The 26,042-nt window shown below is 70.4% G+C and carries 18 protein-coding genes and 3 pseudogenes; 12 read left to right on the top strand and 9 right to left on the bottom strand.

What is annotated here, in order from left to right; all coding sequences use genetic code 11:
* Positions 1 to 471: 471 nt before the first annotated feature.
* Positions 472 to 1,083, bottom strand: a complete 612-nt coding sequence (locus ABD269_RS11705; RefSeq protein WP_344117733.1) for a hypothetical protein — start codon at positions 1,081 to 1,083, stop codon at positions 472 to 474.
* Between the two features lie 490 nt (positions 1,084 to 1,573).
* Between ABD269_RS11705 and ABD269_RS11700 the strand changes: the two genes are divergently transcribed.
* The 4 genes and pseudogenes from ABD269_RS11700 to ABD269_RS35345 all read left to right on the top strand — a co-directional run.
* On the top strand, positions 1,574 to 1,909 hold the full coding sequence (locus tag ABD269_RS11700; RefSeq protein WP_344117732.1) for a hypothetical protein: 336 nt from the start codon (positions 1,574 to 1,576) through the stop codon (positions 1,907 to 1,909).
* A gap of 205 nt (positions 1,910 to 2,114) precedes the next feature.
* Positions 2,115 to 2,804 carry a terminase large subunit domain-containing protein gene (locus ABD269_RS11695; RefSeq protein ID WP_344117731.1) on the top strand — a complete coding sequence of 230 codons (690 nt, stop codon included), beginning with the start codon at positions 2,115 to 2,117 and terminating at the stop codon, positions 2,802 to 2,804.
* A gap of 586 nt (positions 2,805 to 3,390) precedes the next feature.
* The gene (locus tag ABD269_RS11690) at positions 3,391 to 3,939 is read left to right on the top strand and encodes a hypothetical protein (protein ID WP_344117729.1); all 549 of its coding nucleotides are present in this window, start codon (positions 3,391 to 3,393) and stop codon (positions 3,937 to 3,939) included.
* Between the two features lie 99 nt (positions 3,940 to 4,038).
* Positions 4,039 to 4,131: pseudogene (locus tag ABD269_RS35345) on the top strand (IS5/IS1182 family transposase); the annotation flags it as partial.
* 7 nt (positions 4,132 to 4,138) lie between these two features.
* Here the strand turns inward: ABD269_RS35345 and ABD269_RS11685 are convergent.
* Complete coding sequence (locus tag ABD269_RS11685; RefSeq protein WP_344117728.1) at positions 4,139 to 6,103, bottom strand: S9 family peptidase; 1,965 nt, start codon at positions 6,101 to 6,103, stop codon at positions 4,139 to 4,141.
* A 592-nt stretch (positions 6,104 to 6,695) separates the two neighbouring features.
* On the opposite strand from ABD269_RS11685, the gene ABD269_RS11680 reads away from it, so the two are divergent.
* The 3 genes from ABD269_RS11680 to ABD269_RS11670 are packed head-to-tail and all read left to right on the top strand — an operon-like array spanning position 6,696 to position 16,715.
* On the top strand, positions 6,696 to 12,659 hold the full coding sequence (locus ABD269_RS11680) for an SDR family NAD(P)-dependent oxidoreductase (RefSeq protein WP_344117727.1): 5,964 nt from the start codon (positions 6,696 to 6,698) through the stop codon (positions 12,657 to 12,659).
* 10 nt (positions 12,660 to 12,669) lie between these two features.
* Entirely contained in the window at positions 12,670 to 15,159 is a 2,490-nt protein-coding gene (locus tag ABD269_RS11675) for a hotdog family protein (RefSeq protein WP_344117726.1), read from the top strand.
* A complete protein-coding gene (locus ABD269_RS11670; protein WP_344117725.1) occupies positions 15,159 to 16,715 on the top strand; it encodes a PfaD family polyunsaturated fatty acid/polyketide biosynthesis protein in 1,557 nt (518 codons plus the stop codon). Before ABD269_RS11675 ends, ABD269_RS11670 begins: the two co-directional genes overlap by 1 nt.
* Before the next feature lie 141 nt (positions 16,716 to 16,856).
* Here ABD269_RS11670 and ABD269_RS11665 read toward each other — a convergent pair whose 3' ends face one another.
* The 3 genes and pseudogenes from ABD269_RS11665 to ABD269_RS35340 form a co-directional block, all read right to left on the bottom strand.
* On the bottom strand, positions 16,857 to 17,474 hold the full coding sequence (locus ABD269_RS11665) for a dihydrofolate reductase family protein (RefSeq protein ID WP_344117724.1): 618 nt from the start codon (positions 17,472 to 17,474) through the stop codon (positions 16,857 to 16,859).
* Between the two features lie 75 nt (positions 17,475 to 17,549).
* On the bottom strand, positions 17,550 to 18,140 hold the full coding sequence (locus ABD269_RS11660; RefSeq protein ID WP_344117723.1) for a TetR/AcrR family transcriptional regulator: 591 nt from the start codon (positions 18,138 to 18,140) through the stop codon (positions 17,550 to 17,552).
* 170 nt (positions 18,141 to 18,310) lie between these two features.
* Positions 18,311 to 18,404 (bottom strand): annotated as a pseudogene (locus tag ABD269_RS35340) (transposase); the annotation flags it as partial.
* Between the two features lie 355 nt (positions 18,405 to 18,759).
* Here ABD269_RS35340 and ABD269_RS11650 point away from each other — a divergent pair.
* Positions 18,760 to 19,467, top strand: a complete 708-nt coding sequence (locus ABD269_RS11650) for an HD domain-containing protein (RefSeq protein WP_344117722.1) — start codon at positions 18,760 to 18,762, stop codon at positions 19,465 to 19,467.
* 168 nt (positions 19,468 to 19,635) lie between these two features.
* Positions 19,636 to 20,235: a hypothetical protein gene (locus tag ABD269_RS11645; RefSeq protein ID WP_344117721.1), complete on the top strand. Its 600-nt coding sequence runs from the start codon at positions 19,636 to 19,638 to the stop codon at positions 20,233 to 20,235.
* Positions 20,236 to 20,524: 289 nt separating this feature from the next.
* Here ABD269_RS11645 and ABD269_RS11640 read toward each other — a convergent pair whose 3' ends face one another.
* Together ABD269_RS11640 and ABD269_RS11635 are read right to left on the bottom strand one after the other, a co-directional pair.
* Positions 20,525 to 21,046 (bottom strand): GNAT family N-acetyltransferase, encoded by a 522-nt coding sequence (locus ABD269_RS11640; RefSeq protein WP_344117719.1) that lies wholly within the window; start codon positions 21,044 to 21,046, stop codon positions 20,525 to 20,527.
* Positions 21,047 to 21,223: 177 nt separating this feature from the next.
* Positions 21,224 to 21,976: an SDR family oxidoreductase gene (locus ABD269_RS11635; protein WP_344117718.1), complete on the bottom strand. Its 753-nt coding sequence runs from the start codon at positions 21,974 to 21,976 to the stop codon at positions 21,224 to 21,226.
* Between the two features lie 567 nt (positions 21,977 to 22,543).
* Here ABD269_RS11635 and ABD269_RS11630 point away from each other — a divergent pair.
* The 3 genes and pseudogenes from ABD269_RS11630 to ABD269_RS11625 all read left to right on the top strand — a co-directional run bounded on the left by ABD269_RS11630 (position 22,544) and on the right by ABD269_RS11625 (position 23,989).
* Positions 22,544 to 22,669 carry a hypothetical protein gene (locus ABD269_RS11630; protein WP_344117717.1) on the top strand — a complete coding sequence of 42 codons (126 nt, stop codon included), beginning with the start codon at positions 22,544 to 22,546 and terminating at the stop codon, positions 22,667 to 22,669.
* Positions 22,670 to 22,798: pseudogene (locus tag ABD269_RS35335) on the top strand (terpene synthase family protein); the annotation flags it as partial. It abuts the gene before it with no gap.
* Positions 22,799 to 23,167: 369 nt separating this feature from the next.
* Complete coding sequence (locus ABD269_RS11625; RefSeq protein ID WP_344117716.1) at positions 23,168 to 23,989, top strand: lipase family protein; 822 nt, start codon at positions 23,168 to 23,170, stop codon at positions 23,987 to 23,989.
* Between the two features lie 145 nt (positions 23,990 to 24,134).
* On the opposite strand, the gene ABD269_RS11620 is transcribed toward ABD269_RS11625, so the two are convergent.
* Both ABD269_RS11620 and ABD269_RS11615 read right to left on the bottom strand, forming a co-directional pair.
* Complete coding sequence (locus tag ABD269_RS11620) at positions 24,135 to 24,515, bottom strand: VOC family protein (protein ID WP_344117715.1); 381 nt, start codon at positions 24,513 to 24,515, stop codon at positions 24,135 to 24,137.
* A gap of 285 nt (positions 24,516 to 24,800) precedes the next feature.
* Positions 24,801 to 25,631 carry an LLM class F420-dependent oxidoreductase gene (locus ABD269_RS11615; RefSeq protein ID WP_344117714.1) on the bottom strand — a complete coding sequence of 277 codons (831 nt, stop codon included), beginning with the start codon at positions 25,629 to 25,631 and terminating at the stop codon, positions 24,801 to 24,803.
* Positions 25,632 to 26,042: the final 411 nt, after the last annotated feature.

Below are 26,042 nucleotides of genomic sequence, written 5' to 3'. Positions count from 1 at the left end.
GAACGCTCGCCCCATCTTCGGGTGGGGCGAGCACTCCGTCCCCCCGGATGCACCGCTGCGGAGCTCGACGCACTACCGGACCTGCCGCAATTGGCAGTTCACTCACTGGCTGCGCGTGAACCGGGGCGCGCCGCTCGCGCCGCCTCTGCCAGCCAGGCCCGCAGCCCAGGGGGGTGACGAGCAGTTGGCCATCATGTCGCGACTGCGTCTGATCGTCATGCGAGGGGACTGCTCCCCCCACTGGGTGCAGTCCCCTCGCACGCTCCGCCTCACGTCATGCCGACGATCTCCCAAGGTGGGCGCGGAGCACGGAAGCACGGGCAGAGCGGAGCACGGCCGGCCGGGGCCGGTGGTGTCCTCATGATTCACGCTACGGCAGCGGAGGTCACGACCCTTAGCGCCATACATGAGAATTTCTGTCCAAGCTGCGCTCGTCATCCGGCCGCAACCATTTGCTCACGCCCCGGAATCTTATTTATCGATGACGAAACTGAGCGTGTCAGGGGATCCGCCCTGGAGCCCCAGGGTGGCGCCACCGACGGAATGGTAATTCTCGTCTCCGCCCGTTCCGTTGTAGTCCGTGAGCTGTGCCTGATTTTTGTTGCCCTTGACCGGCACAAATCCGAAGCTGTCGGCATTGGCCGATGCGTAGAGAAGTGGAGACCCACCGCTCCAACTCTCGAGGTATCCCCAGTACCCGTGATTGACGTCGTCAATCTTGACGGAGTCGCCCCATTTGATGGGATCCCCCGAGTGCCCTCCGACAAGCGTGACTTCATAGTCATCGGCACGAGTACTCGGCCCCCCGTGCCGGACATCCCACGACTTCATGTTGTAGGAGTACGCAACGGTTGACCCGGAATTCTTGTCAGTGAAAACCCACCCACCCCTGTCCGACAGATCCTGAATCTTAATCCTGTCTCCGGACCGCAGGGCATTTCCATGCGCATCAGTCACATATCCCCCGTCATTCACTTTCGCGCTTGCTTGTGCGGTGCCCACACCAGACATTGTCACGACGGCGGCCATGGCGGCGACGGTGACGGCGGTTGCGATACGGCGAACTCCTGAGCTCTTCTTCATGCATCCAGCATGGAAGCCTCCGCCACCATCCCGAAGGGACTTAAGTCCCTTAAAGTGACATTTGACCTCCCGATGGATCAACGCTGAATAGAGCATTGCGCTCCTTTGCCCCGACCGTTCATGAGTCCCCATCAGCTTTCTGATAGAGGTCCCGCATTTCGTGTAATTCTAAATAAGAAATCAGTAAGGCTTTATGAGGCTGTTCTGGTGGAGCTGCGGACAGACTTGAAACTCAGGCTTTCCTGCCCCTGCTGGTGCGACAGCACGGGATTCCCAAAGCGGGCGGCAATGCCTGCTACCTGGGCATCAAGGTGGAGGCCGCCGAGGCCGCCCCGGGCGCCGACCCGGACCGATGCAGCTTCACCGTCGCGTCGTCACCTCCTGTTCTGCGGGGCGCACGAAAGAGGTTCAGCGAGGGGGCAAAGGTCTCTTCACCGGATGAATCTTGGCTGCGGGATCATGGTGGGCGCGAGGTACGGGAGTCGCATTCATGGGCCGCCCCAACCGCGCCAGTCGGGCCGCCATCACCCAGCGCCAGGCCGACGCGATCGACCATCGCTTGGCCGTCGTCGACTGGCTGCCCATCGGCCGGAAGCTCTCCGTTGATCCCTCGGTCAACAGTGACGACATCGCCTGCCCGCAGGGGTACGGGGTCGAGCGGTACAAGGCCGGGCAGGAGCCGCCCACCGACAAGCGGTTGATCGAGCTCGCCTGCAAGGACGTCACCAAGGCCCTGGCCGAGCGCAGCACCAAGCTCGAAGACAACGTCGATGAGATGCGACGGCTCATGGCGGAGCGCCTTGAGCGCCTGTTCTTCCCGATGTAGCGGCAAGCGCTCCGCTCGGGCGACTACCAGGCCGCTGACCGGGCTGTTCGGATCATCGAACGCAGCAGCCATCTCCTCGGCCTGAACCGCCCGGCCCGCACGGAGGCGTCCGGCCCGGACGGCGGCGCCGTTCAGATCCAGTCGACCACGGACCTGGATGAGCTGGAGCGGCTAATCGGCCCGGCCGGCCGTGTGCCGGAGGAAGGTGAGACCTGACGAGGCAGCGGTCCTCCAGGCGTACCGGGCGCTTCCCGCACAGCGCCGCCGTGAGATCGCCGCCGTCTCCAGCCCCCAGTTGCGTGACCGTCTCGCCGCTATCGAGCGCGAGATGGCGATGGATCATTCCCCGGGAACGATGGCCGCCGTCCTCACCGAGGAGCGGGAGACGCAGGCCGCCCACCTGGACCTCATCGACGCGGCCTTCGAGCGGGTGGCAGCCGGGCAGCCGACGCAGCTGATGCTGACCATGCCGCCCCGGCACGGCAAGAGCCGAAGGGCGGCCCGGTGGGCGCCGCTGTGGTACCTGCGGCGGCGCCCGGAGCACCGGGTGATGATCGCTTCCTACTCGTCGGATTTGGCCGACGATCACGGCCGGTGGATCCGGGACGCGATCATCACCTACGGGCCCCAGCTGGGTGTTGGCCTGCGGCCTGGGTCGAGCGCGGCGAACCGGTTCGACCTGGTCGGCACCGAGGGCGGCGCGGTCATGGCCGGTGTCGGCGGCGGCCTGACCGGTAAGGGCGCCCACCTGGCCGTGGTGGACGGTCCGATCAAGGACGCCGCCGAGGCCGGCTCGCCCACGATGCGCAAGCGCCTGTGGGAATGGTGGCAGGCTGATTGCGCAGTTGTACGAGCAGGGGCGTGTCCACCACGTCGGCCAGTGGCTGTCGCTTGAGCAACAGATGGTGCGGTGGGTGGCGGGCATGGACTCCCCGGACCGTATGGATGCGGCCGTGCACGCCCTGACGCAGCTCGCCGACCCGATGCGAAGTGGCATGGCGACAGCACCGTACCGGGATGGGAGGCTCTCGGATCGCCGGTGAGACGGGCGAACCCCTAGTTTCTAGCGAGGATGAAGTTAGAGCCAGTGGGGCGGCGGTTTCGAGAGCCACGTTGCTCCAGCGGGGAAAGTGATGGCCCCCGACAAAAGGCCATGATCGGCGGCGGAAATGGAGCCACCCTTTTCTGGTGACATCTGGCCGTGCCGTGGGCGAACCGGAGTGCGTGAACCGATAGCTTTGCGGGCCCGGGCCCTGCTGCCCCGTGTACCTGACGGGTACGGTCCAAAAGGACCCGCCTCCGATATACAGAAGCACCGACCGAAGGGTGTGGTGTCCACGCGGGTGTCGCGACGGCCCGTCCGAACAGGCGTCTGCCGAAACCCGGGCGCGCGGCCTGAGGCCTGGTCACCGAGCCTGCCCGGCCGCCGCACGGACCGGGTGCGCAGTAGCTGTCGGGCTCGATCTATCCGGAGTGATGCGATGGAACTCGACCGCCTGCTTCCCGCCTACGACCTTCGCTCCCGGTTCACCCGGCGGATCCCGGCGTACCCTGCAACCGTGTGGCGGGCACTGACCGAGATCACCGCCGGGGAACTGCCCGTCTATCGGACGCTGATGCGGCTGCGCCTGGGTCACCGGGGCCGGGTCGAGGGGCCGTTCGTCGACAGTTTCCCCACGCCCACCTTGGTCACCGTGGACGGCGAGGAACTGGTCAAGGGCATGGTCGCCCGGTTTTGGAAGACCCGCCCCCAGCCCGCCCCGGTCGCTCCGGGGGACGTCGCGGCGTTCATCGCGTTTGACGAGCCGGGCTGGGCCAAAGCCGCCCTGAGCCTGCGCGTCGTCCCCGATGCAGACGGCTCGCTCTTGTCGTTCGAGACCCGGGTGCACTCCACCGATGCCCATGCCCGACGCGCCTTCCGGGCCTACTGGCTGCTTATCCAGCTGGGCGGGGCGGCATACATCAGGATCGAGGTACTGCGCGCCGTGGCCCGTCGCGCCGAACATGCCACTGCCTCAAGCCGCCCATAACTCGGTGGGTGTCCGCAGACTCTCCGACTTCAGTGCTTCGGGCGAGGGGCGGGCGTGAGGATCACCGCAGCTACTGACATCCAACAAATTATGGCCTAATGGCGAGGCATCGCTACCCGCTACGACAAGACCCCGGGCAGCTACCTCGCCGGCCTCCACTTACGGGCATCGATGATCTGGATCAAAGAACTTGCTTTCGCTACAGCCAGCGGTCATACCAGGCGCGGATACGCCGGAGGGCGTCGAGTTGATGGGCGCGTTCGTGAAGTCCGTGGCCCTCTCGGGGGTAGACGACGAACTCGTGCTCGACGCCGAAGTGGCGCAGTGCGCGATGGAAGTGGACCGCCTGGCCGAGTGGGACGTTGGTGTCCTCCTCGCCGTGCAGGATCAGGACCGGGGTGCGGATCCGGGACACGTAGGAGATCGGGCTGTTCCGGTCGTGGATGTGCGGTCCCGGCCCGTTCCAGCCGGTGCTGCCGCCGAGCGCCGCGTCCGTGATTCCCCACTCGCCGGTCCCGGCCTGCATGCCCCAGTCGCTGATGCCGGCGCCCATCATGGCGGCCTTGAATCGTTCGGTTTGGCCGATGGCCCAGGCCGCCATGAAACCGCCGTGGCTCCAGCCGGAGATGCCCAAGCGTTCGGGATCGGCGACTCCCCCGGCGACCAGCAGGTCGATCCCGGCGAGGATGTCGGTCCACTCGTCGCCGCCCACCGCGCCCGCCACCACGGCGGCGAATTCATGGCCGTGGCCCGACCCGCCCCGGGGATTGGGCAGGAAGACCGCGTACCCGGCGGTCGCCAGCCACTGGCCGCAGTCGACCGCATTGAGCGTGAACTCGTCGGCATGGCGGAAGTAGGGGCCGCCGTGGACCATGGTGACGAGCGGGAACGGACCCTCGTCCCGAGTCCGGCCGGCGGGCAGGATCAGCAGGCCGTCCAGCTGGAGTCCGTCGGATGCCTGGTAGCTGAGCCGTTCCTGGACACCCCAGCGGATCCTGCGCAGTTCGGGACTGGTGTCGCTGAGCCGGAGCAGTGGCCCGCCCGTGGGTCCCGCGTGGACGTTCTTGGGCTCGCGCGCGGTGCTCATCAGCACAGCGAGGGTCTCTCCGGAGTGACTCGCAGTGAGCCCGGCGAGCGTGCCGGGCGCGCAGGACAATTGGTGGAACCGTAGCGACTGCGGATCGAGCCGGTACAGCGCGGTATCCAGCCCGTCGGCGAACAGCGCCAGCGGTGGCCCGTCGGCAACCTGCACCAGCTCGGTGGGGCAGGCGGACATGCCGGCCGTGAGATTGCGCTGTTCGACGGTCGGACCGGTCGTGGGCGAGACCGTGTCGATCACGGCGAGCGCGCCTACCAAGTACCCAGGGGTCACCGCCACGTGGGCCAGATGCCATTCACCGTCGTGATTCCACCAGACCGGGGACTGGGCCTCGACTCCGACTGGGCCCAGGTCCTGGACGGCTCCCGTCTCCGGGGCGACCAGATGCAGCCTTGCCGTCGTGACGCCGGGGTCGAGCTCGGGGGTGGCCCAGCTCAGCACGGCCAGCGGGCCGCCGTCCGGACGCTGGGTCACCTCCACGACATGGCGGTCTCCGAAGCCCTCCACGGTGCGGACCACGCCGGTCGCCAGGTCAAGCAGGCGCAGCCGGGCGACCGGGAGGTACCGGCCCCAGACCTTCGCGTCGTCACCCTCGGCCTCCCGGCGTTCGTCCTCCGCGGTGGGCTCGTCCTCGGCGAGCAGCGCGACGGTGCGGCCATCGGTGAGCGGATAGTAGTCGCAGATGCCCCCGCGCCACCTGGTCAGGGGCTCTGCCTTGGCGATGTTCTCGCTGCCGTCCAGGAGGATCCGCTGGAGTTGAGCGGTGCCCCGCTCCTCGCGGTCGGAGGTGAAAAACAGAAAGGCCGAGTCCGGCGCCCACTTCGGGGCGGTGTTTCGGGCCGTGCCGTCGGTCAGCCTGCGCGGGGCTGCGCTGCCATCGGCGGCGGCGACCCAGACAGAGCTGTGCGGACGTCCGTCCCTTCCGCTGTTCGCGACCACGCCGTAGGCGACCAGGCGACCGTCCGGCGAGATGGCCGGCGCCACGGGGGCAGCCATGTCCACCACCAGTTCCGCGGTGAGCAGGTCGGCCGACTCGGGAATCGGTCGCGGTGCAGGGTGCGGCATGCGGACTGCCCTTCACTCGCCAGTACGACGAACGGACATCCTGTCGCACTGACGAGCCCGTGTCAGTCGGGTTTCGGAGAATCGGGCCGCACGCGACCCTGCCCCCCCAATGCCCTGCCATAAGCCCATGGCCGGCACTGGACACGCCCCGGCGGAAGGATGGCGAGCTGCATGCCTGATCGTCGGTATGAGCCGGGCCGTTCACGGAAGCGGATCGATGAACTCCTGTTCTCCATAAGCCATTTACACGTGCCATGCCGGACGATCCACCGGACCACGCGTCGCCACGAAGGCGAATCCGCAGATTGATCACGACTCGATACATGCCCTAGCCGTCCCGCGAAGCCGGGTTCGCTCGGCCGGGCCCTGGCGGAGCCGGGTCTTGACTGAGACGAACGGTGCTTTCCGGCGCCCATGTGAAGTCCGGGATGCTTGACAGTCCGAAGGAAGCCCCGGGCCTTCACTCACAAGGGTGGAGATGGCTTCTTCGTGCTGACGGCCGGGCAGTCTTACGGCGGTGGTACGGGACTGTCGGGAGACAGGGGATCGCGTCATGCTGGAGGAACCCGACCGTCGCCTTTCTCAAGACCCCGTGGCAATCGTGGGTATGGCCGGGATGTTCCCCAAGGCCCCTGACCTCCGCGCGTTCTGGGGCAACATCGTGGCGGGCCGTGACTGCACCGAGGAGGTGCCCTCCGCCTGGTGGGAGCTGGAGGACTACTACGACCCCGACCCCTTCGCTCCCGACAGGACGTACGGCCGGCGCGGCGGCTTCCTCACCCCGGTGAGGTTCGACCCGATGGAGTTCGGCCTGCCGCCGAAATCTCTCGACTCCACCGGGCTCGTGCAGTTGCTGAGTCTTGTGGTGGCGCGCGAGGTGCTGCGCGACGGCGCGCGAGGTCGCGACGGCTGGTACGACCCGCGCCGTACGGGCGTGGTGCTGGGCGTGTGTGGCACCAACACCACGCTCATGCCGCTCGCGGCCCGGCTGCTCGCACCCCTTCTGGTCAAGGCGATGCGGGCCCGCGGCGCCGCTGAGGAGGATGCGCGGCAGGCCGCGTGCGATTACGTGCGGGAGCTTCCGCCGTGGACGGAGGACTCGTTCCCCGGGATCCTGGGGAACGTCGCCTCCGGACGGGTCGCCAATCGCCTGGACCTGCGGGCGGCCAACCACACCGTCGACGCCGCCTGCGCCAGTTCGCTGGCTGCCGTCCGGGCCGCGGTCGACGAACTCATCTGCCGCCGCGCCGACTTGATGATCACCGGCGGCTGCGATGCCGACAACTCCATCATCTCGTTCATGTGCTTCAGCAAGACACCGGCGTTGTCCTTCAGTGGCCGGGTGCGTCCTTTCGACGCCGAGGCCGACGGCACGCTGATCGGCGAGGGCATCGGGATGCTGGCGCTCAAGAGGCTGGCCGACGCCCGGCGCGACGAGGACCGTATCTACGCGGTGCTGCGCGGGCTCGGAAGTTCGAGTGACGGCGTGGCCAAGAGCATCTACGCGCCCAGCAAGGACGGCCAGTTGACGGCGCTGCGGCGTGCGTACGACGACGCCGGGTGCCCGCCGGACTCGGTGGAGCTGGTGGAGGCGCACGGCACGGGCACCCCCACCGGCGATGAGGTGGAGGTCACGGCGCTCAACGAGATCATGGGCGTGCCCGGGGACAGCCGGCACGTGGCCGTGGGCAGCATCAAGTCGCAGATGGGCCACGCGAAGGCAGCGGCGGGTGCGGCAGGGCTGATCAAGGCGGCGCTGGCTCTGCACCACAAGGTGCTGCCGCCCACCGTCAATGTGGCATCCCCCGCGCCGGCCGTCACTGCGCACGGTGCCGTCTACGTCAACACCACTGCCCGGCCGTGGGTGCGCGACCCCGGCCGCCCGGTGCGGCGCGCGGGCGTGTCCGCCTTCGGGTTCGGCGGGGTGAACTACCACGCCGTGCTGGAGGAACACCACGCCGACATACCCCAGGAGCGCGTGCTGCACCCCGTGCCGCGGGCCTGTCTGTGGCACGCCCCGGACCCCGGGGAGCTGCTGTCGCTCCTCGAAGCCGGCGCGGAGCCCGCCGAGGGCAGCGGTGTACCCCCGGAGCACGCCCGGCTGGGCTTCGTCGCGGCGGACGAGGAGCACCGGGGGCGCCTGCTGGCCACCGCGATCGAGCGGCTCCGCACGCGCGGCGCGCAGGAGGAGTCGTGGGGGCTTCCCGAGGGCGTGCATTACCGCCGTACGGCGCTGCCGGCCGGTACCAAGGTGGCGGCGCTGTTCACGGGGCAGGGCAACCAGTACCCGGAGATGGGGCTGCGGGCGCTGCTGGCGGTTCCGCCCCTGCGGGCGGCCTTCGACGAGGCCAACGCCCTGTCCCCGCCCGGGGATACGCTGGCCCGTACGGTGTTCCCGCCCCCGGGCGACAAGGACACCGCCCACGCGGCCCGCGAGCGGCTGAACCGTACCTCCTGTGCCCAGCCGGCCATCGGGGCCCTGGCCGCCGGGCAGTACCGGTTTTTGCGGGAGCTGGGGTTCGCCCCGGACGGCGTTCTGGGGCACAGCTTCGGTGAGCTGACGGCGCTGTGGGCAGCCGGGGCGCTGGACGACGACGCGTTCCGGGCCCTGGCACGGGCCCGGGGGCTGGCAATGGAGGAACGGCCGGAGGCGGGGGCGGACCCGGGGGCGATGGCAGTCGTCCGGGCTGCGGACGATGCGGTCGCGGGCATTCTGGCAGCCCATGCGGAGTTGTCGGTGTGTCATCGCAACGCCCCCGACGAGCAGGTCGTGGGCGGTGGCACCGATGCCGTCGAAGGCTTCGTGACCCATTGCCTGCGGGAGGGCGTCCCGGCGAAGCGGCTGCCGGTGGCCGCCGCGTTCCACACGCCGCTTGTCGAGCACGCGACCCGCCCGTTCGCCGATGCCTGTGCGCAGGTGGACTTCGCCGCACCCGAGGTGCCCGTGTTCGCCGGTGCGGCGGGTGCGCGCTACGGGCAGGGGCCGGAGGCAGACCAGCTCACCCTGGTCGGACAGCTACTGTGGCCGGTGGACTTCGTCGAGCGCGTGCGGCAGATGCGGGCCGACGGATTCGGGGTCTTCGTCGAGTTCGGGCCCGGCAGCACGCTGACCCGCCTGGTGAAGCGCACGCTCGGCGCCGACGCGGTGGTGGCGGTCCCCTGCGACCGGGGTGAGAACGGCCCCGACAGCGCCGCCGTGCTGAAGGAGGCGGCCCTGCGCCTGGCCGTGCTGGGACTGCCGGTCGTCGGCATCAACCGGTACGACGCCCCGGCGCCGGAGGAGTGTCCGGCCCCGTCGGCGGTAGCCAGGCTGCTGGAGGGGCCGAACTTCGCGCTCAAGGCCCGCCAGGAGCGGTTCCGTCAGGCGGAGGACCGGGCCGGCGTGCCCGCCGCCGAGCTGCTCATACCCCCTGCCAACGGGGTACCGGTCCCCGCGGGGACCGGCCCGGATCCGCTGGCCCGGGCCGCCGCCGACCACCTCGCCGCCCACGTCCGCTACCTCGACGGGCAGTTGGCGACCCAGCGGGAGCTGGTGGAGCTGCTGCGCTCCCGGACGCGCAATGGGCAGGGCCCCGACGCGGCCCTGGCCGCGGCGGTGGGCGCGATCACCGAGCACAGCCTGGCCGTGGGCGAGGCCCACACCCGGGCGGGCGAGGTGGTGGCCGAGCTGCTGGGCGGAACGGGCGCGGCGGCAGAGGCGCCACCCGTACGGCCGATGACGAACGGCCAGGCGGACGCCGCCCCCGCCCCCTCCCCCGGCGCCGTGCCGGTCCCCGGTGTACCGCCCCTTGCCACGGATACCGCGGATGCGGCGAATGCCGCGGAACGGGCGCCTGCCGTCGACGGCGCGCCCGGCGCGGGCCCGGAGGAGAACGACCGGTCGGCCCTGGCCGCGCTGATGGCCGACGACAGGATGCTCCACCGCCCCGTCCAGGACCTCTCGGACATCGACCCGGTGGAAGCGGAGCAGGTCCTTCGCCAGATCGTCGCGGACAAGACCGGTTACGACGTCGGCATGCTGGAACCGGACATGTACATCCAGGAGGACCTGGGCATCGACTCCCTCAAGCAGGTGGAGATCGGTGCCGAGGTATGGCGCCGGTACCCGGTGATCAAACGCGAGGAGCTCTTCCGTTTCAGCGAGGCCCGTACGGTCGGCGACCTGAGCACGATGCTCAAGGAGTTGTTCAGCTCCCCGCGGTCCGGTCTGCGGCACACTGGCGGAGTGCCGCTCGGCCGGGCGTACGTCTCACTGCGGACCCTGCCGCCCGTGGACGTCCTCACCGGCGTCCACCACGAGCAGCCGCGCGCCCTGATGCTCGACGACGGCGGCGAACTCTGCGCCGCCCTCGGGCAGGCGCTGACCGGCCGCGGCTGGAGCGTGCTGCGCCTGACCGTGCCCGGCGTGCCCGCCGGCGGCCCGGATACCCAGCCACTGGACAGCTGGTCGGACGGTGAGCTGCGCGACCGCGTCGCCGAGGCCCTCAGCAAGGCATCACGCATCGACCTGTGCCTGCTGCCGCTGAGCCGCTCACGCATCATGAACGCCGACGAGGCGGTCGGACGGCTGACCCACGGCCTCCTGTTCGCCAAGCGCGCCAGGGCACTGCTGCTGGACTGCGCACGGACGGGCCGCCGGGCGGCGTTCGTCACGGTGACGCAGCTCGACGGGTTCTCGGGGTACGCGGGCACAGGCGGAGAGCCCGTGGCCGCGCTCGCCGGAGGTCTGGCGGGCCTGGTCAAGTCCTTCGCCCTGGAGGCGTCCCCGGTCTTCTGCCGTGCACTCGACCTCGCCCCGGACATGGCGCCGGACGCGGCCGGGGAGGCTCTGCTGGAGGAGATCGCGGACGTGGCCACCGACGTACTGGAGGTGGGCCGCAACGGACGGCACCGGCGCACTCCGACCCTGTCGGACGCCCCGCAGCGGCTCCTGCCGCACGCCCCCGGCGGCCCGTCCCCTCTCACTGGGGACGACACGCTGCTGGTCACGGGCGGCGCGAGCGGCATCACGGCGTGGTGCCTGGAGGCCCTGACAGAGGACCACCGGTGCGGGTACGTGCTCATGGGCCGACGGCCCGGGGAGGACGACGGTGTCCGGTCGGCGCTGGAGGCGCTGCGCTCGCGCGGCGTCCGGGCCGACTACGTCAGCGCCGACGTGCGGGACGCCACCGCCGTACGGGCGGCGCTGGCACCGCACGCGGACCGCATCACGGGCGTACTGCACGCGGCCGGTGTGCTGGGTGACCGGCCACTGGCCGAGATGACGGCCGTGTCCGCGGCACCAGTGATCGCAACGAAGCTCTCCGGCCTGCAGCACGTGCTCGACGCCCTCGGCCCGGAGCGGCTGCGGCACCTGGTGGTGTTCGCCTCGGTGGCGGGCCTGTGGGGCAACGTACGGCAGGCCGACTACGCCCTCGCCAACGAGGCCATGGTCCGCCACGTCTGCGCGATGCAGGCGGCGTACCCGGCTCTGCGGGCGACCCCCGTTATCTGGGGGCCGTGGGAGGGCGGCATGGCCGAGGGCGTGCACCGGCTGTTCACCGAGGCCGGCGTGCCCGTGCTCTCCCGCGAGGCCGGGACGGCGTACTTCCGCGGCCTGATGGGACCGGAGCACCCGGCCGGCGAGGTGACCGTGATGGGCCCCGTGGCTCCTTGGCTGCGCAGGACCGAGAGCCTGCCCGCCGAAGGGCTGACCGCCGTGCGCTCCCTCACGGGCCTGGAGGACGAACCGATGCTGCGCGACCACCGCGTGGCGGGCCATCCACTGGTGCCGATGACCGGGCTGCTCGGAGCGGTCCTGCACACCGTGGAGCGTGCCCGGGGCAGCCGTCTGCCGGTCGTACGGTGCCAGGACCTCCGCATCGCCCGCGGCCTGTACCTGGACGGCCATCACCCGCGAGCCGTGGGCTTCCACCTGGTGCCGAACGAGCAGGGCGACACCGTCCGGGCCCGGATGCACCACGCGGACGGCAACGAGGGCCAGACGCACTTCGAAGTCCTCGTGGTGTGTGCCGAGGAGCCCGGGGAAGCACCGCGCCTCGACCTCCCCCGCTACGAACCCACCGGCACCCCCCACCCCTGCTACACGCAACGGACCATCTTCCACGGGCCGTCCCTGGCCGGGTTGCGGGACGTCCTCGACGAGGACGCGGAGCGGCTCGTGCTGTCCGCGCGCCTGCGCGACCCGGCGTTCGCCTCCGGGGCGTACGCCGCACAGCTGTTCAGCCCCGCGCTCTCCGATCTCCTGCTGCAGGGAGCCGCGCTGGTCACCCACGGAATCAAGGGATGCGGCGGGATCCCGGTGAGCGCCGAGCGCGTCGACCTGTACGCACCTCTGCCCGACGACGAGCCGTTCGTGGTCGTCGCCGAGGCCGGCAGGACGTCCGTACTGGACACGTACTGCACCGTCACCGCGTGCGAACCCGGCGGCCGGGTCCTGCAGAAGTGGACCGGGCTGCGGATGCTGGACGTGAACGAGGTCCAGGCGGTCCGCCTGCTCACCACCTACGTCTCCACCTCCACCCCGGCGGCGCCCGGCCGTACGGAAACCGGGTGAGGCAGCCGTCATGGACGAACTCGGCTTCGAGGGCACGCCCGTGGGCCGCGTGCCCGAGCCCATCACCCCTGCCGCGCCTGCGTACACCGGCACACCGGCGCCCGAACCGGACGGGCGGGTCAGCGGCGACTTCGTGGCTGCCCCGGACGCCCTCGCCGTACGCATGGCGCAGCAGGTGCAGCGGGCGCACGCGGCCGTCGTGGAAGCCCATCGGGCGATCAGCGCCTGGCAGGTGCGGCACGTGGCCCCTCCCGCGCTGCACGCCGCGCCCCGGGAGCCGGCGCCGGAGGAGGCACCGCCCCGGGCCACTCCCCCGCCTGCGGTGCCCCGGCAGATACCGAAGCGCCCTGCGCCGCCGTCACAGGTCCGCGGCGGCCTGGATCTCGGCCGCACCCTGAGCGACCTCAAGGCGAAGTGGACGACCAACGCGACCGGCAACACACGGAGTTCGGAGCCCGTGGCCCCTCCTCACGCCGCCGCCGTCACCCCGTCCCCCGCCGACTGGTCCCGCCTCGGCGGACCGGCCGTCATCGTACGTGCAGCGGCGGCGCGGCTGCGCGAGGCCGGGCCCCTGACGTCCGGGCACGTGGAGGTCACCTGGCACAGGCTGCCGCCCTCCGGGCCGGTGCCCCTGCGCACGTCGTACCACCCCGGCGGGAACGCCGACCCGGCACACTGCGACGTACGTGACGGGGACAACCGCACGCTCCTGACCGTGTCCGTCGGCGCGGCGAGCGGCGGCCCGGTGGACCGGCCCGATGTTCCCTGCCACCCACGGGAGTTCAAACCGCCGGCCCGTACGTCCGTAGGCCGGCTGTCGGCCGGTGACCTCGACGCGCTGGCACGCGGTGAGGTGGCGGCGGTCCTCGGCAGTTCCTTCGGCCAGCAGCACGTGGCGCCGGAGCTCCGGCCCGCACCGTGGCCCGAGCGACTGCTGGAGGAGGTGGGCGAGATCGCGCCGAGCGGCGGGCGCTGGGGGCAAGGACTGCTGACCGCCACCACCCTGCCGGCCGGTGACGGCGACGCCTGGCCCTTTCTGCTGGGGGCCGTCACCGAGGCACTGCGGGTGTATCTCTTCCACCGGGGCATCCATCTGTGCCTGCCGGGAGCACACGCGGTCCCCCTGCCGGGCGGCACGGCCCACGTGGAGCTGCTCGGTCCGTTCGGCGGGCCGCTGGGACTGCGGGCAGAGGTCACCCGCGCGGGCTGGATCCCGCGCCCCTTCGTGACCGCCGACGCGGAGGTCACGTCCGCGGACGGAAAGGTCGTGGCCCGGCTGCGGGACGTGGGCGTGGCGCTGTACGGCAGGCCCGAGCTCGACCCCCGGCTCCACATCGACGACGCGGGCATCCGCCTGACCTCCGGCGGCAGCCCGGCGTACTCCACCGAACTGCACATGGCACACGCGTCCGAGGGGGACGTGGCGCAGCTGGCCACCGCGAGCGGCAAGTACGACGCCGCACTGTGCCCGGTACGCCCTCGCCTGCCCAGGGGCGACTTCCTGATGATCGACCGTGGAGTGGAGGTGACGGAGGGGACGGCGTCGGACCGGACCGGTGCGTGCGGGGTCACCGAGTACGACATGCCGCCCGCCCCGTGGTACTGCCGGGAGAACGGGACGCGGTCGGTACCGGCGCTGGCGCTGATGGAGATCTCGCTGCAGCCGGCGGGCCTGCTGAGCGCCATTGCCCTGGGAGTGGCGCTCCAGCATCCCGACGAGCCGTATGTGTGCCGCAATCTCAACGGCAAGGCGACGCTGCTGCGCAACGCCGACCCCCGCGGCACGACCGTCACCCAACGCATCACCGTCCTGTCGGTCACCGACCTGCCCGGTGCGACGCTGCACAGCTACCGCTTCGAACTGAGCACCCGCGGCGAGGTGTTCTACGCGGGCGAGGCGCTGCACGGCTACCTCACCCAGGGGGTGCTGGATCTCCAGCAGGGCATGGACAAAGGCCGGTGCGTCCCGCCGTGGCTGGACCGGCAGGGGGCGACACCGGCCGGGCTGCGCCGACTGGACGCGCGGGGCGACGCACGACTGGGCACCGGACGGCTGGCGCTGCTGGAGGACCTGGTGCTGGTGCCCGGCGGTGGTGAACACGGGGCGGGGTACGCGCTGTGCACCAAACCGGTGCGCCCGGACGACTGGTACTTCGACCACCACTTCTTCCGTGACCCGGTGATGCCGGGCTCGGCCGGCGTGCAGATGCTCTTCCAGGCGGTGCACGCGTTCGCGCTGCACACCGGGCTCATCGACGACCTGCCGGACCCGGAGCTCGGGCTGGTCGCCGGAGAGCAACTGAGCTGGAACTACGGCGCGCAGATCCTGCGTGAGCACCAGCAGGTCCGCGGCGAGGTGCACATCCGCAAGGCGACCCGGAAGCGGGACCGGCTGCTGATCCGCGCGGACGGCAGCGTGTGGCGCGACGATCTGCGGATCTACCAGGTGCGCAACATCGTCCTCGGAAGCCGGCCGACGGACCGCAAGGGCGGTGCCTGATGGACCGCACGACCGCCGTGCACAGCGACCCGGAGGGCGTGTACCAGGTGCTGTCGTCGCTGGAGCTCCCCTGCCACCTGGTGCGCAGCTGGGGCAGGTTGGGCATGTGCCATGTGCCGCCGCGGGGAGCGGAGGTGCTGGCCACCGCGGGGGCGATGCCGCCCGAGCGGCTCGGCTCCCCCGGCTTCCTGCGCCGGCACGGCGTGCGCCTGCCGTACATGGCGGGGGCCATGGCCGGGGGTATCGCCGGTACTCGCCTGGTGGCCGCCCTGTCCCGGGCCGGCGCTCTCGCGGCGTTCGGCGCGGCGGGACTGCCACAGGCGCGGATCGACGCGGCGCTGGGCGAGCTGGCGCGGGAGCTGGGCGACGGTCCGTACGCGTGCAACCTCATCCACAGCCCGGCGGCGCCGCACCTGGAACGGATCGTGGTGGACCTGTGCCTGCGACACCGGGTGCGGTGCGTGGAGGCGTCGGCGTTCATCCAGCTCACGCCGGAGCTGGTGCGCTACCGCCTCACCGGGCTGCGGCGCGACCGGATGGGCGGGGCGTGCGCGGAGCACCGCGTCATCGGCAAGGTGTCCCGGGAGGAGACGGCGGAGATGTTCCTGCGGCCGGCGCCGCAGGCGCTGGTCCATGCGCTCCGGGAGCAGGGGCGGGTGACCGCCGAGCAGGCGGAGCTGGCCCGTGCGGTGCCGATGGCCGACGCTGTCACGGCCGAGTCCGACTCGGGAGGCCACACGGACCGCAGGCCGCTGGCCGTGCTGTTGCCCGCGCTGGCAAGGGTGCGGGCGCGCATCGCGCGAGAGTACGGTGACGAGGTGCCGCCGGTGCACCTGGGGGCGGCTGGCGGTATCGGCTCGCCGCACGCGGTGGCGGGGGCCTTCGCCCTCGGTGCCGACTACGTGGTCACCGGCTCGGTGAACCAGGCCGCGGTGGAGGCGGACACGTCGACGGCGGTCAAGCGGCTGCTGGCAGAAGCGGGGATCGCCGACTGCGTCATGGCCCCTGCCGCCGACATGTTCGAACAGGGCATCCAGGTGCAGGTGTTGGGGCGCGGCACCATGTTTCCCGCCCGGGCCGGCCTTCTGTATCGCCTCTACCACGAGCACGGCGGCCTCGACGAGTTGCCGGACGCCGAGCGGCGGCGCCTGGAGGAGCGTGTGCTGCGCCGATCGCTGGACCGGACGTGGGAGGAGACGGCCGCCTACCTGAGGGAGCACCATCCGGACTGGCTGGCCCGGGCCGAGCACGATCCGAAGCACCGTATGGCCATGGTGTTCCGCTGGTACCTCGGCATGACCTCCCGGTGGGCCGCCACCGGTGCACCGGACCGCGCAGAGGACTGGCAGGTCTGGTGCGGCCCGGCGATGGGAGCGTTCAACGCCTGGACCACCGGCTCGGCCCTGGCGGCGCCCGCCTGCCGCGAGGTCGCGGTGGTGACGGGGCACCTGATGCGCGGAGCCGCCTACCAGACGCGGACCGGCCACCTGCGGGCCACCGGCGTCCGCATTCCGGCGGCCGTTACCGAGTACCGGCTGCCCGTGGCACCCGCCTGAGCGCGAACAGTTCGCACGAAGAGCGGTCCGAGCTCCCGGTTGTCAGTGGTACCCGCGCTCGCCGGTACACGCCCAGACCAAAACGGCCGGTCGGCACTACATAGGGTCGGGTCGACCGGCCTGTTCTCATTCCCCCTGCCGCTACCTGCCAGCGGGCTGGGGAGTGCCGGGGTGCCGGTCATAGGTGAGGAAGGCCGCTCCGCCCTCGAGGACGGTGTGGTCGGTGAGCTCCCAGGCGTTGGGCGCGAAGGCCGGGGTCCGCCCGAAGAGGGGTATGCCGGCGCCGATGGTGAGCGGGCTGAGCTTGACGATCATGCGGTCGATCTCGCCGTACAGTGCGCCGGCCAGTTCCCCGCCGCCGACGAGCCAGATGTCCTTGCCGCCATCGCGCTTCAACTCCCGCACCTTCGACACCGGCTCGTCGGCGACGAGTTCGATGCCGGGGTCCGGGCTCTCGGTCAGTGTCCGGGAGAAGACCAGGTGCCTGAGGTGGGGGAAGGCGTCGGTCACGCCGGCCGCGAGGCCGATCTCATAGCTCTTGCGGCCTTCCACGACGGTGTCGAAGCGGGTGCCTTCGGCGGTGACACCGAGCGCGGCGCGCGCCGGCCCCGGCAGGGTCTCGGGGTACTCCTCGACGAGGTGCTGTATGTAGTCCGCGGACGGCGACCAGAAGCCGCCGAGGCCCGTGGGGTCGGAGCCGTCGGGACCGGCAATGAAACCGTCGAGCGTGGAGGCGACGAAGTACACGAGCTTGCGCAAAAGGAGTCCCTTTACCGATCGGGTCGCAGTGGACGGTGATGGGTGCGCCACCCGGGGGCGAGCGCTACCGGGGTGTCATTTCGTAGCGGTAAGGAACGGGCCGACGATGCGCTCCACTGCCTGCACCACCAGTTGGTCGCGCTCAGCGTCCGTGAAGACGTCCGGCAGTGTGAGTTGCTCGACGATCAGCCAGTTCATGGCCAGGTACATCAGCAGGACGGCTGTTGCGCCACCGGGCAGGCCGGCAGCCTCGTGCCGGGTGACGTTCTCGTCGATGTCGGCGCGGACCCGCTCGGTGAGCAGCGTCCGCAGATCCGGCCTTCTGGTGGCCTCCAGCCGGAGCTCCAGCAGCGCCAGGTGCCCGGACGGGAAGGCCGCGACCCTGCCGACGCTCTCCCGCAGCATCACGCCGTACGACGCGGCGTCCCGCGCCTGGTCGAACATCTCGGTGAGCGCGTTCTCTTCGGGCCTGAGCCGCTCGTAGACACGGGCACCGGCCTGGACGAGCAGATCGTCGCGGTTGCGGAAGTAGTTGGACGCGGTGCCGATGGGCACCCCCGCCTCCTTGTCGACAGCGCGCTGGGTCAGGCCACGCGCGCCCTCGCGGGCGAGAACCTCGATCGCGCCGTCGAGCAGCGCGGCCCGACGGGCCGGGTTCTGACGCATCTCGTACTCCTCGCTCTGAACGACCTCAAGTAGAGCACTGCAACTGAAGTACGTCAACTGAAGTGGTTACATGGTCGGCGAGTCCAGCCGCCGGCCAAGCGAAAGGGGGGCAGCGGCATGTGACAGCGGATCTCCACAACTCACAGACCGGCCGAGCAGCTTGGTCTGCCGACGGCCCGAGGAACGCTCGACAGGGCTGACCCCGCACAGCGCGGCGAAGGACGCCTCACTGCTCAGGCGTTCCGGGGTGTCCCCCATGGTGATCGGCAACATTACGGCCGCGTCCGGGCCGATGCCCACCACGGTGAGCAGCTGCAGCGCGTGGGGCTCGACGACGGCGAGCGGGTGGCGCTGCTGGAGGGCGTTTGATCAGCGACCATCATGACGCGGGGTGATCTGCGAGGTGGGGGAACAGGTCACTCACAGAGGCCTCGGAGAGGTGAGGGGCGAATCGCCGCCGGTACTGGTCCGCGAGGCCGGGGGGGGCAGGATGCCGAGCAGGTCGACGGCACGGTAGGCACTGCCGACGGCGGCGTCGAGGTCACCGAGGGACAGGTGCGCGTCTACCACGTAGAGGAGCCGTCGTGCGGTGCGCGGGGGTGGCGACACCATCAGCCCCGTGGCACCGCCGACGCCGCCGGGAGCATCGCGGGGACGCCTGACACCCCAGGAGCCGGACCAGGACGCGCCTCTGCTCGCCGCGTCATTCCAGCAACCCGGCAACACCCCCGAGCGGTTGCGCCGCCAGATCGAGTTCGTGATCGAAGCCGACCGGCTCAAGAACGTCCTCCGGCAAAGCCCGCTCCTGGCGGCGGACCGCAAGGAGAACGACGCCGAACACTCCTGGCACCTCGCGCTGATGACCCTGGTGCCTGCCGAATACGCGGACGAGCCCATCGACGTCGGCAAGGCCCTCGCCCTGGTCGCCGTCCACGATCTCGTGGAGATCTACGCAGGGGACACCTTCATCCACGACACCGTGGCCACCGCCGATCAGGACGCGAGGGAACAGCGGGCCGCGGAGAAACTCTTCGCCATCCTGCCCGCCGGCCAGGCCGAGCGGTTCCGGGCCCTGTGGGACGAGTTCGAAGCACGGGTGACCCCCGAAGCGCGCTTCGCGAAGGCCATGGACCGGCTCCAGCCGCTCCTGCTGAACTACGGCAACCGTGGCAGCACCTGGCGCACTCCAGGAGTCACGGAAGACGACGTGCTCGCCCGGAAGTCCGCCATCGAGGACGCTTCGGCAGACCTGTGGCGATACGCACAGGACTTGATCCGCACCGGTGGTACCAACGGCTGGGTCCCCCGTACAGGTCCCGGGCACTGACAGAGAACGCCTGCGCACCCGTCCGCCCAGGCACGACGGGTGCGCCGGTCACGGGCCGGCTTTGCCCAACACCGGAAAGACTCATGCGAGCCGGTCCGGCCGAGGGTGATCAAGATGTGCAAGGGGAATGAATCAGGGCGTCACCGTCCATAGCGACAGGATTACGTCATGGGCAGGTCATTCACCGGGGAAGAGTTCCATCGGGCGCTCGTATCCGACTCCCTCACTCCCACCGCACCCCTGATCGGCATGGTCAAGGCCGCTGACGAGCCGGATGTCATCCGGTTCGCCCCTGGTACGGCCTGCAAGAACTGGACCGCGATTCCGGTCACGCTCATCGAACGCGTTGAAACACTCAGCCAGGTCCCGTGCGACGACCATGTGCACCACCTGGTCCGGCTGCAGCTCAAGGATTCCGGTACGCCGGAGGCCGCTGCTTTGGGGGGCCTGCTGCGGGCCGTCCTGGAGCTGCGGGAGTCTCGGCAACCCGCGCCGCAGGAGCGGACGGGACGGCCGACGGCCGGGCGGTGGATGCCTCGGCAGGGTGCTCACCGCTCCGTACGCCCCGTGGCAGCCGGGTGTCCGCCTCCGCCCGGACCGTGCGTGGACGGCGACACGTGCTGCAGCCCGACCACCGGTTGCTGGGGTTGCTGCGGTGGCGTGTGGGACTCGGCTGCGGCGCACGGAATGCCCGAGTGCGAGTACGGCATGAGGTTCCAGTGCGGCGAGACGGTCTATGACGCCACCAACTGCTGGCCCATCGGCTGACGAGGCCGGCGGTCTTCGCGTACATCAGGTGCCGGCACTCGGCGCAGGTGATCGGCGCGGGCGGCTTCACCTTCCGCACCGCGCGGCCCGGGGACGGTGGGTCACGGGCGGCGGGGGTGCTCCAGCAACGCAAACGGGAGCCACCCCATGTCAGTGCGGAAGCCGGGCCACCTGGGCGAGCAGCTGCGCGCGCTCTCGCTCGGAGCGCCGACGGACGGCGCCGTCAAGGGCCCGTCCTCCAGTCCTGGGGCGACGGCGACATCATCCCGAAGATCCGGAAGCGGACTCACTACCCGGCAGGCTCGGCGATCAGTGCGGTGGCGGCGCGGCGGAAGCCGAGGCGGGCGTAGATCCGGGCGACATCGTCGTCGCCCGCCGACAGGAAGACTGTCTCCATGCCTCGCGATCGGGCGTCGGCCACCAGCGCCGCGGTGACTGCGAGTCCCAGGCCCCGGCGGCGCGCGGCGGGCAGCGTCCCGACGCCGACGACCTCGCTGACGATACCGACCGGCTGGTGCTGGCCCGCGCACAGCGCCACCCCGTCGTCCACCGCCGCGGCGACCGACGTCAGCCCCGCCCCCATCCGCGCCACCACGAGGTCCACCGTCCCGTCGCCCGCCTGGGCATGCACGGCTTCGGCCAGTTCGGCGACTCCCGCCGAGCCGACACCGGTTCCGGGCTCCGTGAAAGCGAGGCGCGCCGCGGCCAGGGCACTCGGCAGCACCGGGTCATCCGGCCCGAGGATCCGCACCGACGCTCCGGCGGGCAGTTCGTCCACGATGGGCGTCGGCGTGCCCGGGCCGAGCGCCATCCCGGGAATCCAAGCACCGGGTGTCACCGGCCACCGCCACCGGATTCGTTACGTCCCAGGGCACTGCGGTTTCGCGCTCCGCAGGGCGGGTGCCGTGGCTGGAACGCGTCCCTTGGGTGTCGTGGACTTGAGACGGGTTCGGTTCACGGTCCCCGCGCACGCGGGGATGACCTCGCATCACTCAAGGCCGACAAGCTGTCGTTCCACGCCCTTGGGGTCACGGCGCCATGCTTCCCCGATCTGCTCGGCGAAGGGGTCGGGGAAGATGTCCTCCGCGCCCGCCTCGACGCCGTCGACGACGGCACGGGCCACGTCGGCCGGTGTTGCCCGGGGCATGTCGCCCAGGGCGGGGAGGGCGGGCGTGCTCAACCGCAGCATGTCGGTGTCGACCGGGCCCGGGTAGACCGCGTGCACGGTGATGCCGCGCGGGGCGAGGTCCGGCCGGACGGCCTGGGTCAGTGAGTTGAGTGCCGCCTTCGAGGCGGGGTAGCCGCCCATGGAGGGGGTCCCGCCGAAGGCACCGATGCTGACAACGTTGACGACGGCTCCGCCGCCGTTGCGTTCGATGACCGGCACAAAGGCGCGCAGGGCGCGCAGTGTGCCCAGCCAGTTGGTGTTCATCACCGTCTCGACGGCGCCGAGATCCATCTCCAGCAGGTGCCCCATCAGGGCCACGCCCGCGTTGTTGACCAGGAGCGTCACGTCGGGCGCGGCGAGGGCGGCGGCTGCGACGGAGTCGGGGTCGGTGACGTCCAGGGCGAGCGGCAGGACCCGCTCGGGGTCCCGCGCGGTCACCGCCGCCAGTGTTTCGGGGTCCCGCGCTGTGGCGTGGACGCGTGCCGCACCGCGTTCGAGGAACGCGGTGACGAGGGCACTGCCGATGCCACGGTTGGCACCGGTGACGAGGACGACGGCGTCATGGATGTGCATGGAGGGCTCCTGGTGTCGGTGGTGCAGTGGTACCCCCATGCCGGAGCCGGGTCACGTCATTCGCCCGGTTGCCGCCGCGCAACCTGTCGGACGGGGCGTTCGCGGCTTCCCGGGATCCGCTCCCCCATGGTCCAGCGGGTGCCACCGCCCGGACCGTCGCCACGAGCGCAAAGCCGAACACATCCCGGCCCTCGCCGAGATCGCCGCCCAACGGACCCTCGGACGGCCCAATACGACACCCGGCCCGGCGCAGGGTGCCACATCGGTGCCTGCAGCGCCCGCGTCTCCACCTGACGGCGACGCCGACACCCGCGGCCGGCAAACGTCAGTCCGGACGCCGAAGCGGCACGACGCCGCGGCCTCATCCGGTGCCGCCGACAGGAGCTGGTGACGCACCCCGTCGACGAACGGCGCTTCCTGCGCTGGGACATCGCCGGGCCGATGCGGCATGGATCCCCGGGTGAGCGACGACCGGCTGGACTTGACCATGGACGCGGTGGTGGCCATCCTCCTAGACGACCGCTTCGGCGGCTCCCTGGCCGACCCAGCGCGCCTTGTCGACGCCGTATGGCAGGACTGGACTTCACCGCCGTCATCACCTCGCAAGGACACATGACGGCGGAGGCCGGACCACTGGTCAGGGCGTTCTCCCACGTCTGGCGCCGCCTGGTACGCGACACCTCGCCGGAGTGACTGGAGCACACCGGGCGACACTGGCAGTGGTACCTCGGCGCGTACACGCGAGAAGCCCGCAACCGCGCTCGCCGCAGCATCCCGGCGCGGCCCGAGTACTTCACCCTGCGCCGCAGGTCTGGATCCGTCCACGCCATGCTGGAACCCCAGCCAGAAGGTCTACCGGATTCGAACTTCCCCGCCGCCTGTCCACGGACCCCGTGCTGCGCCGGATGCTCGACATCAGCTCGCCGGGGGGGGACGCTCCTTCCCGTGGTACGGCAGGCCATGGCAGCCGAGCCCGAGGTGTTCCGGCACTTTCTCGCGGCCATGCACATGGCGCGCAGCAGCGCCGTTCCGCTGCATCCGCGGGCCGTGATCCCCGTCATGGCAGCAGCGGCCCGCTCCGGCCGTCTGCCCCGTTCGGGGGAATGTCATACGTCAGCTCTTTGGAACGAGGGCTCTCCGGTAACGACTGTGGTGCGTCCACACCCCGGCCGCCCGAGAAAGGGAGCTTCCGTGCCCGTACCCTCCGCGCTCGACCACAAGGCCCGTGCCTACAGCCTGGCCCACGCGTACTGGCTGGCGCAGGCGTCCGACCTCGCCTACAAGGACCCGGCCACCATCGAGGAACAAGCGCGCGATTGGGGATTCGACCGGGTGCGGCACCACGAGACGCGGTTCACGCCGCCGTTCCCACTGGAGGACACCCAGGCGTACACCATGGCAAGCAACGACATGATCATCACCGCCTTCCGGGGCACGGAACCGTCGGAGATCCGCGACTGGCTCTCCGACACCAGCACTCCACCGTGGCCGGGTCCGTCACGGACCGGATACGTCCACTACGGCTTCGGCCAGGCCCTCGAGTCAATCTACCCCGACGTCAGGAACACCCTCCAGGAGTTCCGCACGAACGGCCAGACGGTGTGGTTCACCGGCCACAGTCTGGGCGGCGCCCTGGCCATGCTCGCCGGTGCACGGCTCTACCTGGAGGAGCCGAGACTACTGGCCGACGGCGTCTACACCTACGGCCAGCCCCGCACCTGCGACCGGCTGCTGGCCTCCGCGTACGACAAGGGTTTCAAGCAGCGCATGTTCCGGTTCGTCAACAACAACGACATCGTGCCGCAGCTGCCGCCCGAGCCCGCGTACACGCACGTCGAGGCACTGCGGTACATCGATTCCAACGGCAAGGTCCGTGACACGGTCTCGTTCCTCGACGGCCTCGGCGACAAGGCCAAGGGACTGACGGCCGACGCGTTCGCTCCGGCGAGCGCGGGGGTACGGGACCACTTCATGCGCAACTACATCGCCGCGTTGGAGAAAAACCTGGTCTGACCCAGTCGGTCCGGATGCCGTCCACCGTCAGGACGCGACCGGCGATCCCGGTGGACGGCAAGGGGTCACGATTCGGCCCGGCGCATTGCGGCCCGTGACCGCCCGCGAAACGGGCCGCTTCCGCACCCGACAGGCATCGGTTCCGCTATGCGTCCGGCGTGACCGAGCCCATGTCCGGGAGCGTGTAGGCCACTTCGTGGCGGGGCTCGTACAACCGGAGGTCACCACCGCCCGGCAGGCGCAGCGTGGTCAGCAGCCCCCAGCCCTCCTCGCTGACCGGCTGGGTGAACTCCACCCCCTTCGCCGCCAGTTCGGCAACGGTGGCGCGGACGTCGTCACACGTCAGGAACAGCTCATGGCCACCCGATTCCCCGGAAGGGTGTACGGCGACCTCCGACGGAGGAAGTTTGAAGATCAGCCATCCGCCGCCCGCGTCGACGTACGGATACCTCAGCACGTCCCGGAAGAAAACACGGTCCGCCTCGGCATCCCGGCTGAAGACGACGACGTGAGCACCTTTGATCATGCCCTTGCCCTCCGTGCCGAGGATCTACCGGGCCGCTCGCCTGTGAGCCTGCCCTCCAGGCATCATCACACGGCCCGAGGTCCGGCGCCGATCAGCATGCGCGGCGGGGCGCGTCGGCCTCCCACTTCGCGTAGTAGTCGCAGACGGTCTTGAAGGGCGGGCAAGTGCCTTGTGACCTGCGATGATGGGAGTTCTCCAAACTTCCGGCACGCACGATCGGCAAGGCACTTCGGAGACGCAAGTTTACGCAGCGATCATGCCGCACCCGCGACGCTCATCCAGGGCTCAGCCGATCAGCCGAGCCAGGTTGTCCAGGGTCCGCAGGGCTTCGGCCTCCGGGACGTTGGGCAGGTGGAAGGTGATGCCCGCCGCGCCGGCCTCCCGGTAGGCCGCGACAATGTCCGGGTCGGGCGGGGCGGCGTTGACTATCACCGGGGTTTCCGGGGCCACCAGCGCGATCTGCTCGGCCGCCCCGGCGGGGGCGGTGATACCGGCGGCGCTGGGCATCCAGCCGCCGAACCGTTTGGCCCGGGCGATCGCCTTGGCGCTCTGGCCGCCCACGTACACCGGCGGGTGCGGTCGTTGAACCGGCTTGGGCCAAGCGAAGATCGGGTTGAAGTCAACGTGCTTGCCGTGGAATTCGGCCTGGTCTTCGGTCCAGATCTCGATGATCGCGCCGATTCGCTCGTCCAGGAGCCGACCGCGGGTGCGGGGGTCGGTGCCGTGGTTGCGCATCTCCTCGCGGTTCCAGCCCGCGCCGATACCGAGGACCGCCCGACCGTTGGACAGGAAGTCCAAGGAGGCAACCTCCTTGGCGGTCTGGATCGGGTCACGCTGGACAAGCAGGGCGACGCCGGTGCCCAGCAGTAGGTTCTCGGTCGCTCCGGCAACCGTGCCGAGAACCACGAACGGGTCGAGTGCCCGGAAGTACTCCCGAGGCAACTCTCCGCCGCGCGGAGACGCGGCACTCCCGGCCGGAATGTGGCTGTGGCCAGCCACGAACAAGGCATCGAAGCCGCGTTCTTCCAGGGCACGTCCGAGCTTCGTTGGGTGGATGGACTCGTCGGTGACAATGGTGTGGATGCCGAACTTCGTTGTGCCGAATCCGGTTTTCACGGTGCACACGCTAGATCCATCAGTCTGGACTGACCATCCGGCTTGATGGCTTGAGTTGATGGCCGTGATCTGGTCCGCGAATGAAGAGAGCCTGGCCGCAGTGGTCCATGACGGCATCGGGCTGATAGCGCGGCGGCTCCGCCAGGCGTCGCCATCCGACCGGCTTTCGGCCTCGATCCACCGATTGAGCGCCTGTCCGTGTGGCGGATACGAAAGCGCGGACGCCCTCTGGCCTGAGATGATGGGACTTGTCCAGGATTCCACATCGCCAGGTTGAGAGAATCTCCGCGAGATGCAATCTTCCCTTGCTCCGGGGCGGTTGACGCCGCGTTCGACGAGGCTAATCTGATCGCGGACGCAGACCTGGTACCGGTGGTCCGGCCGGCGGAGCGAACAGGTCTGCCGCGGTTG

This window comes from Streptomyces blastmyceticus (assembly GCF_039521185.1).
Taxonomy (GTDB): Bacteria; Actinomycetota; Actinomycetes; order Streptomycetales; family Streptomycetaceae; genus Streptomyces; species Streptomyces blastmyceticus.
This window is presented reverse-complemented; position numbering and strand designations above follow the sequence as displayed.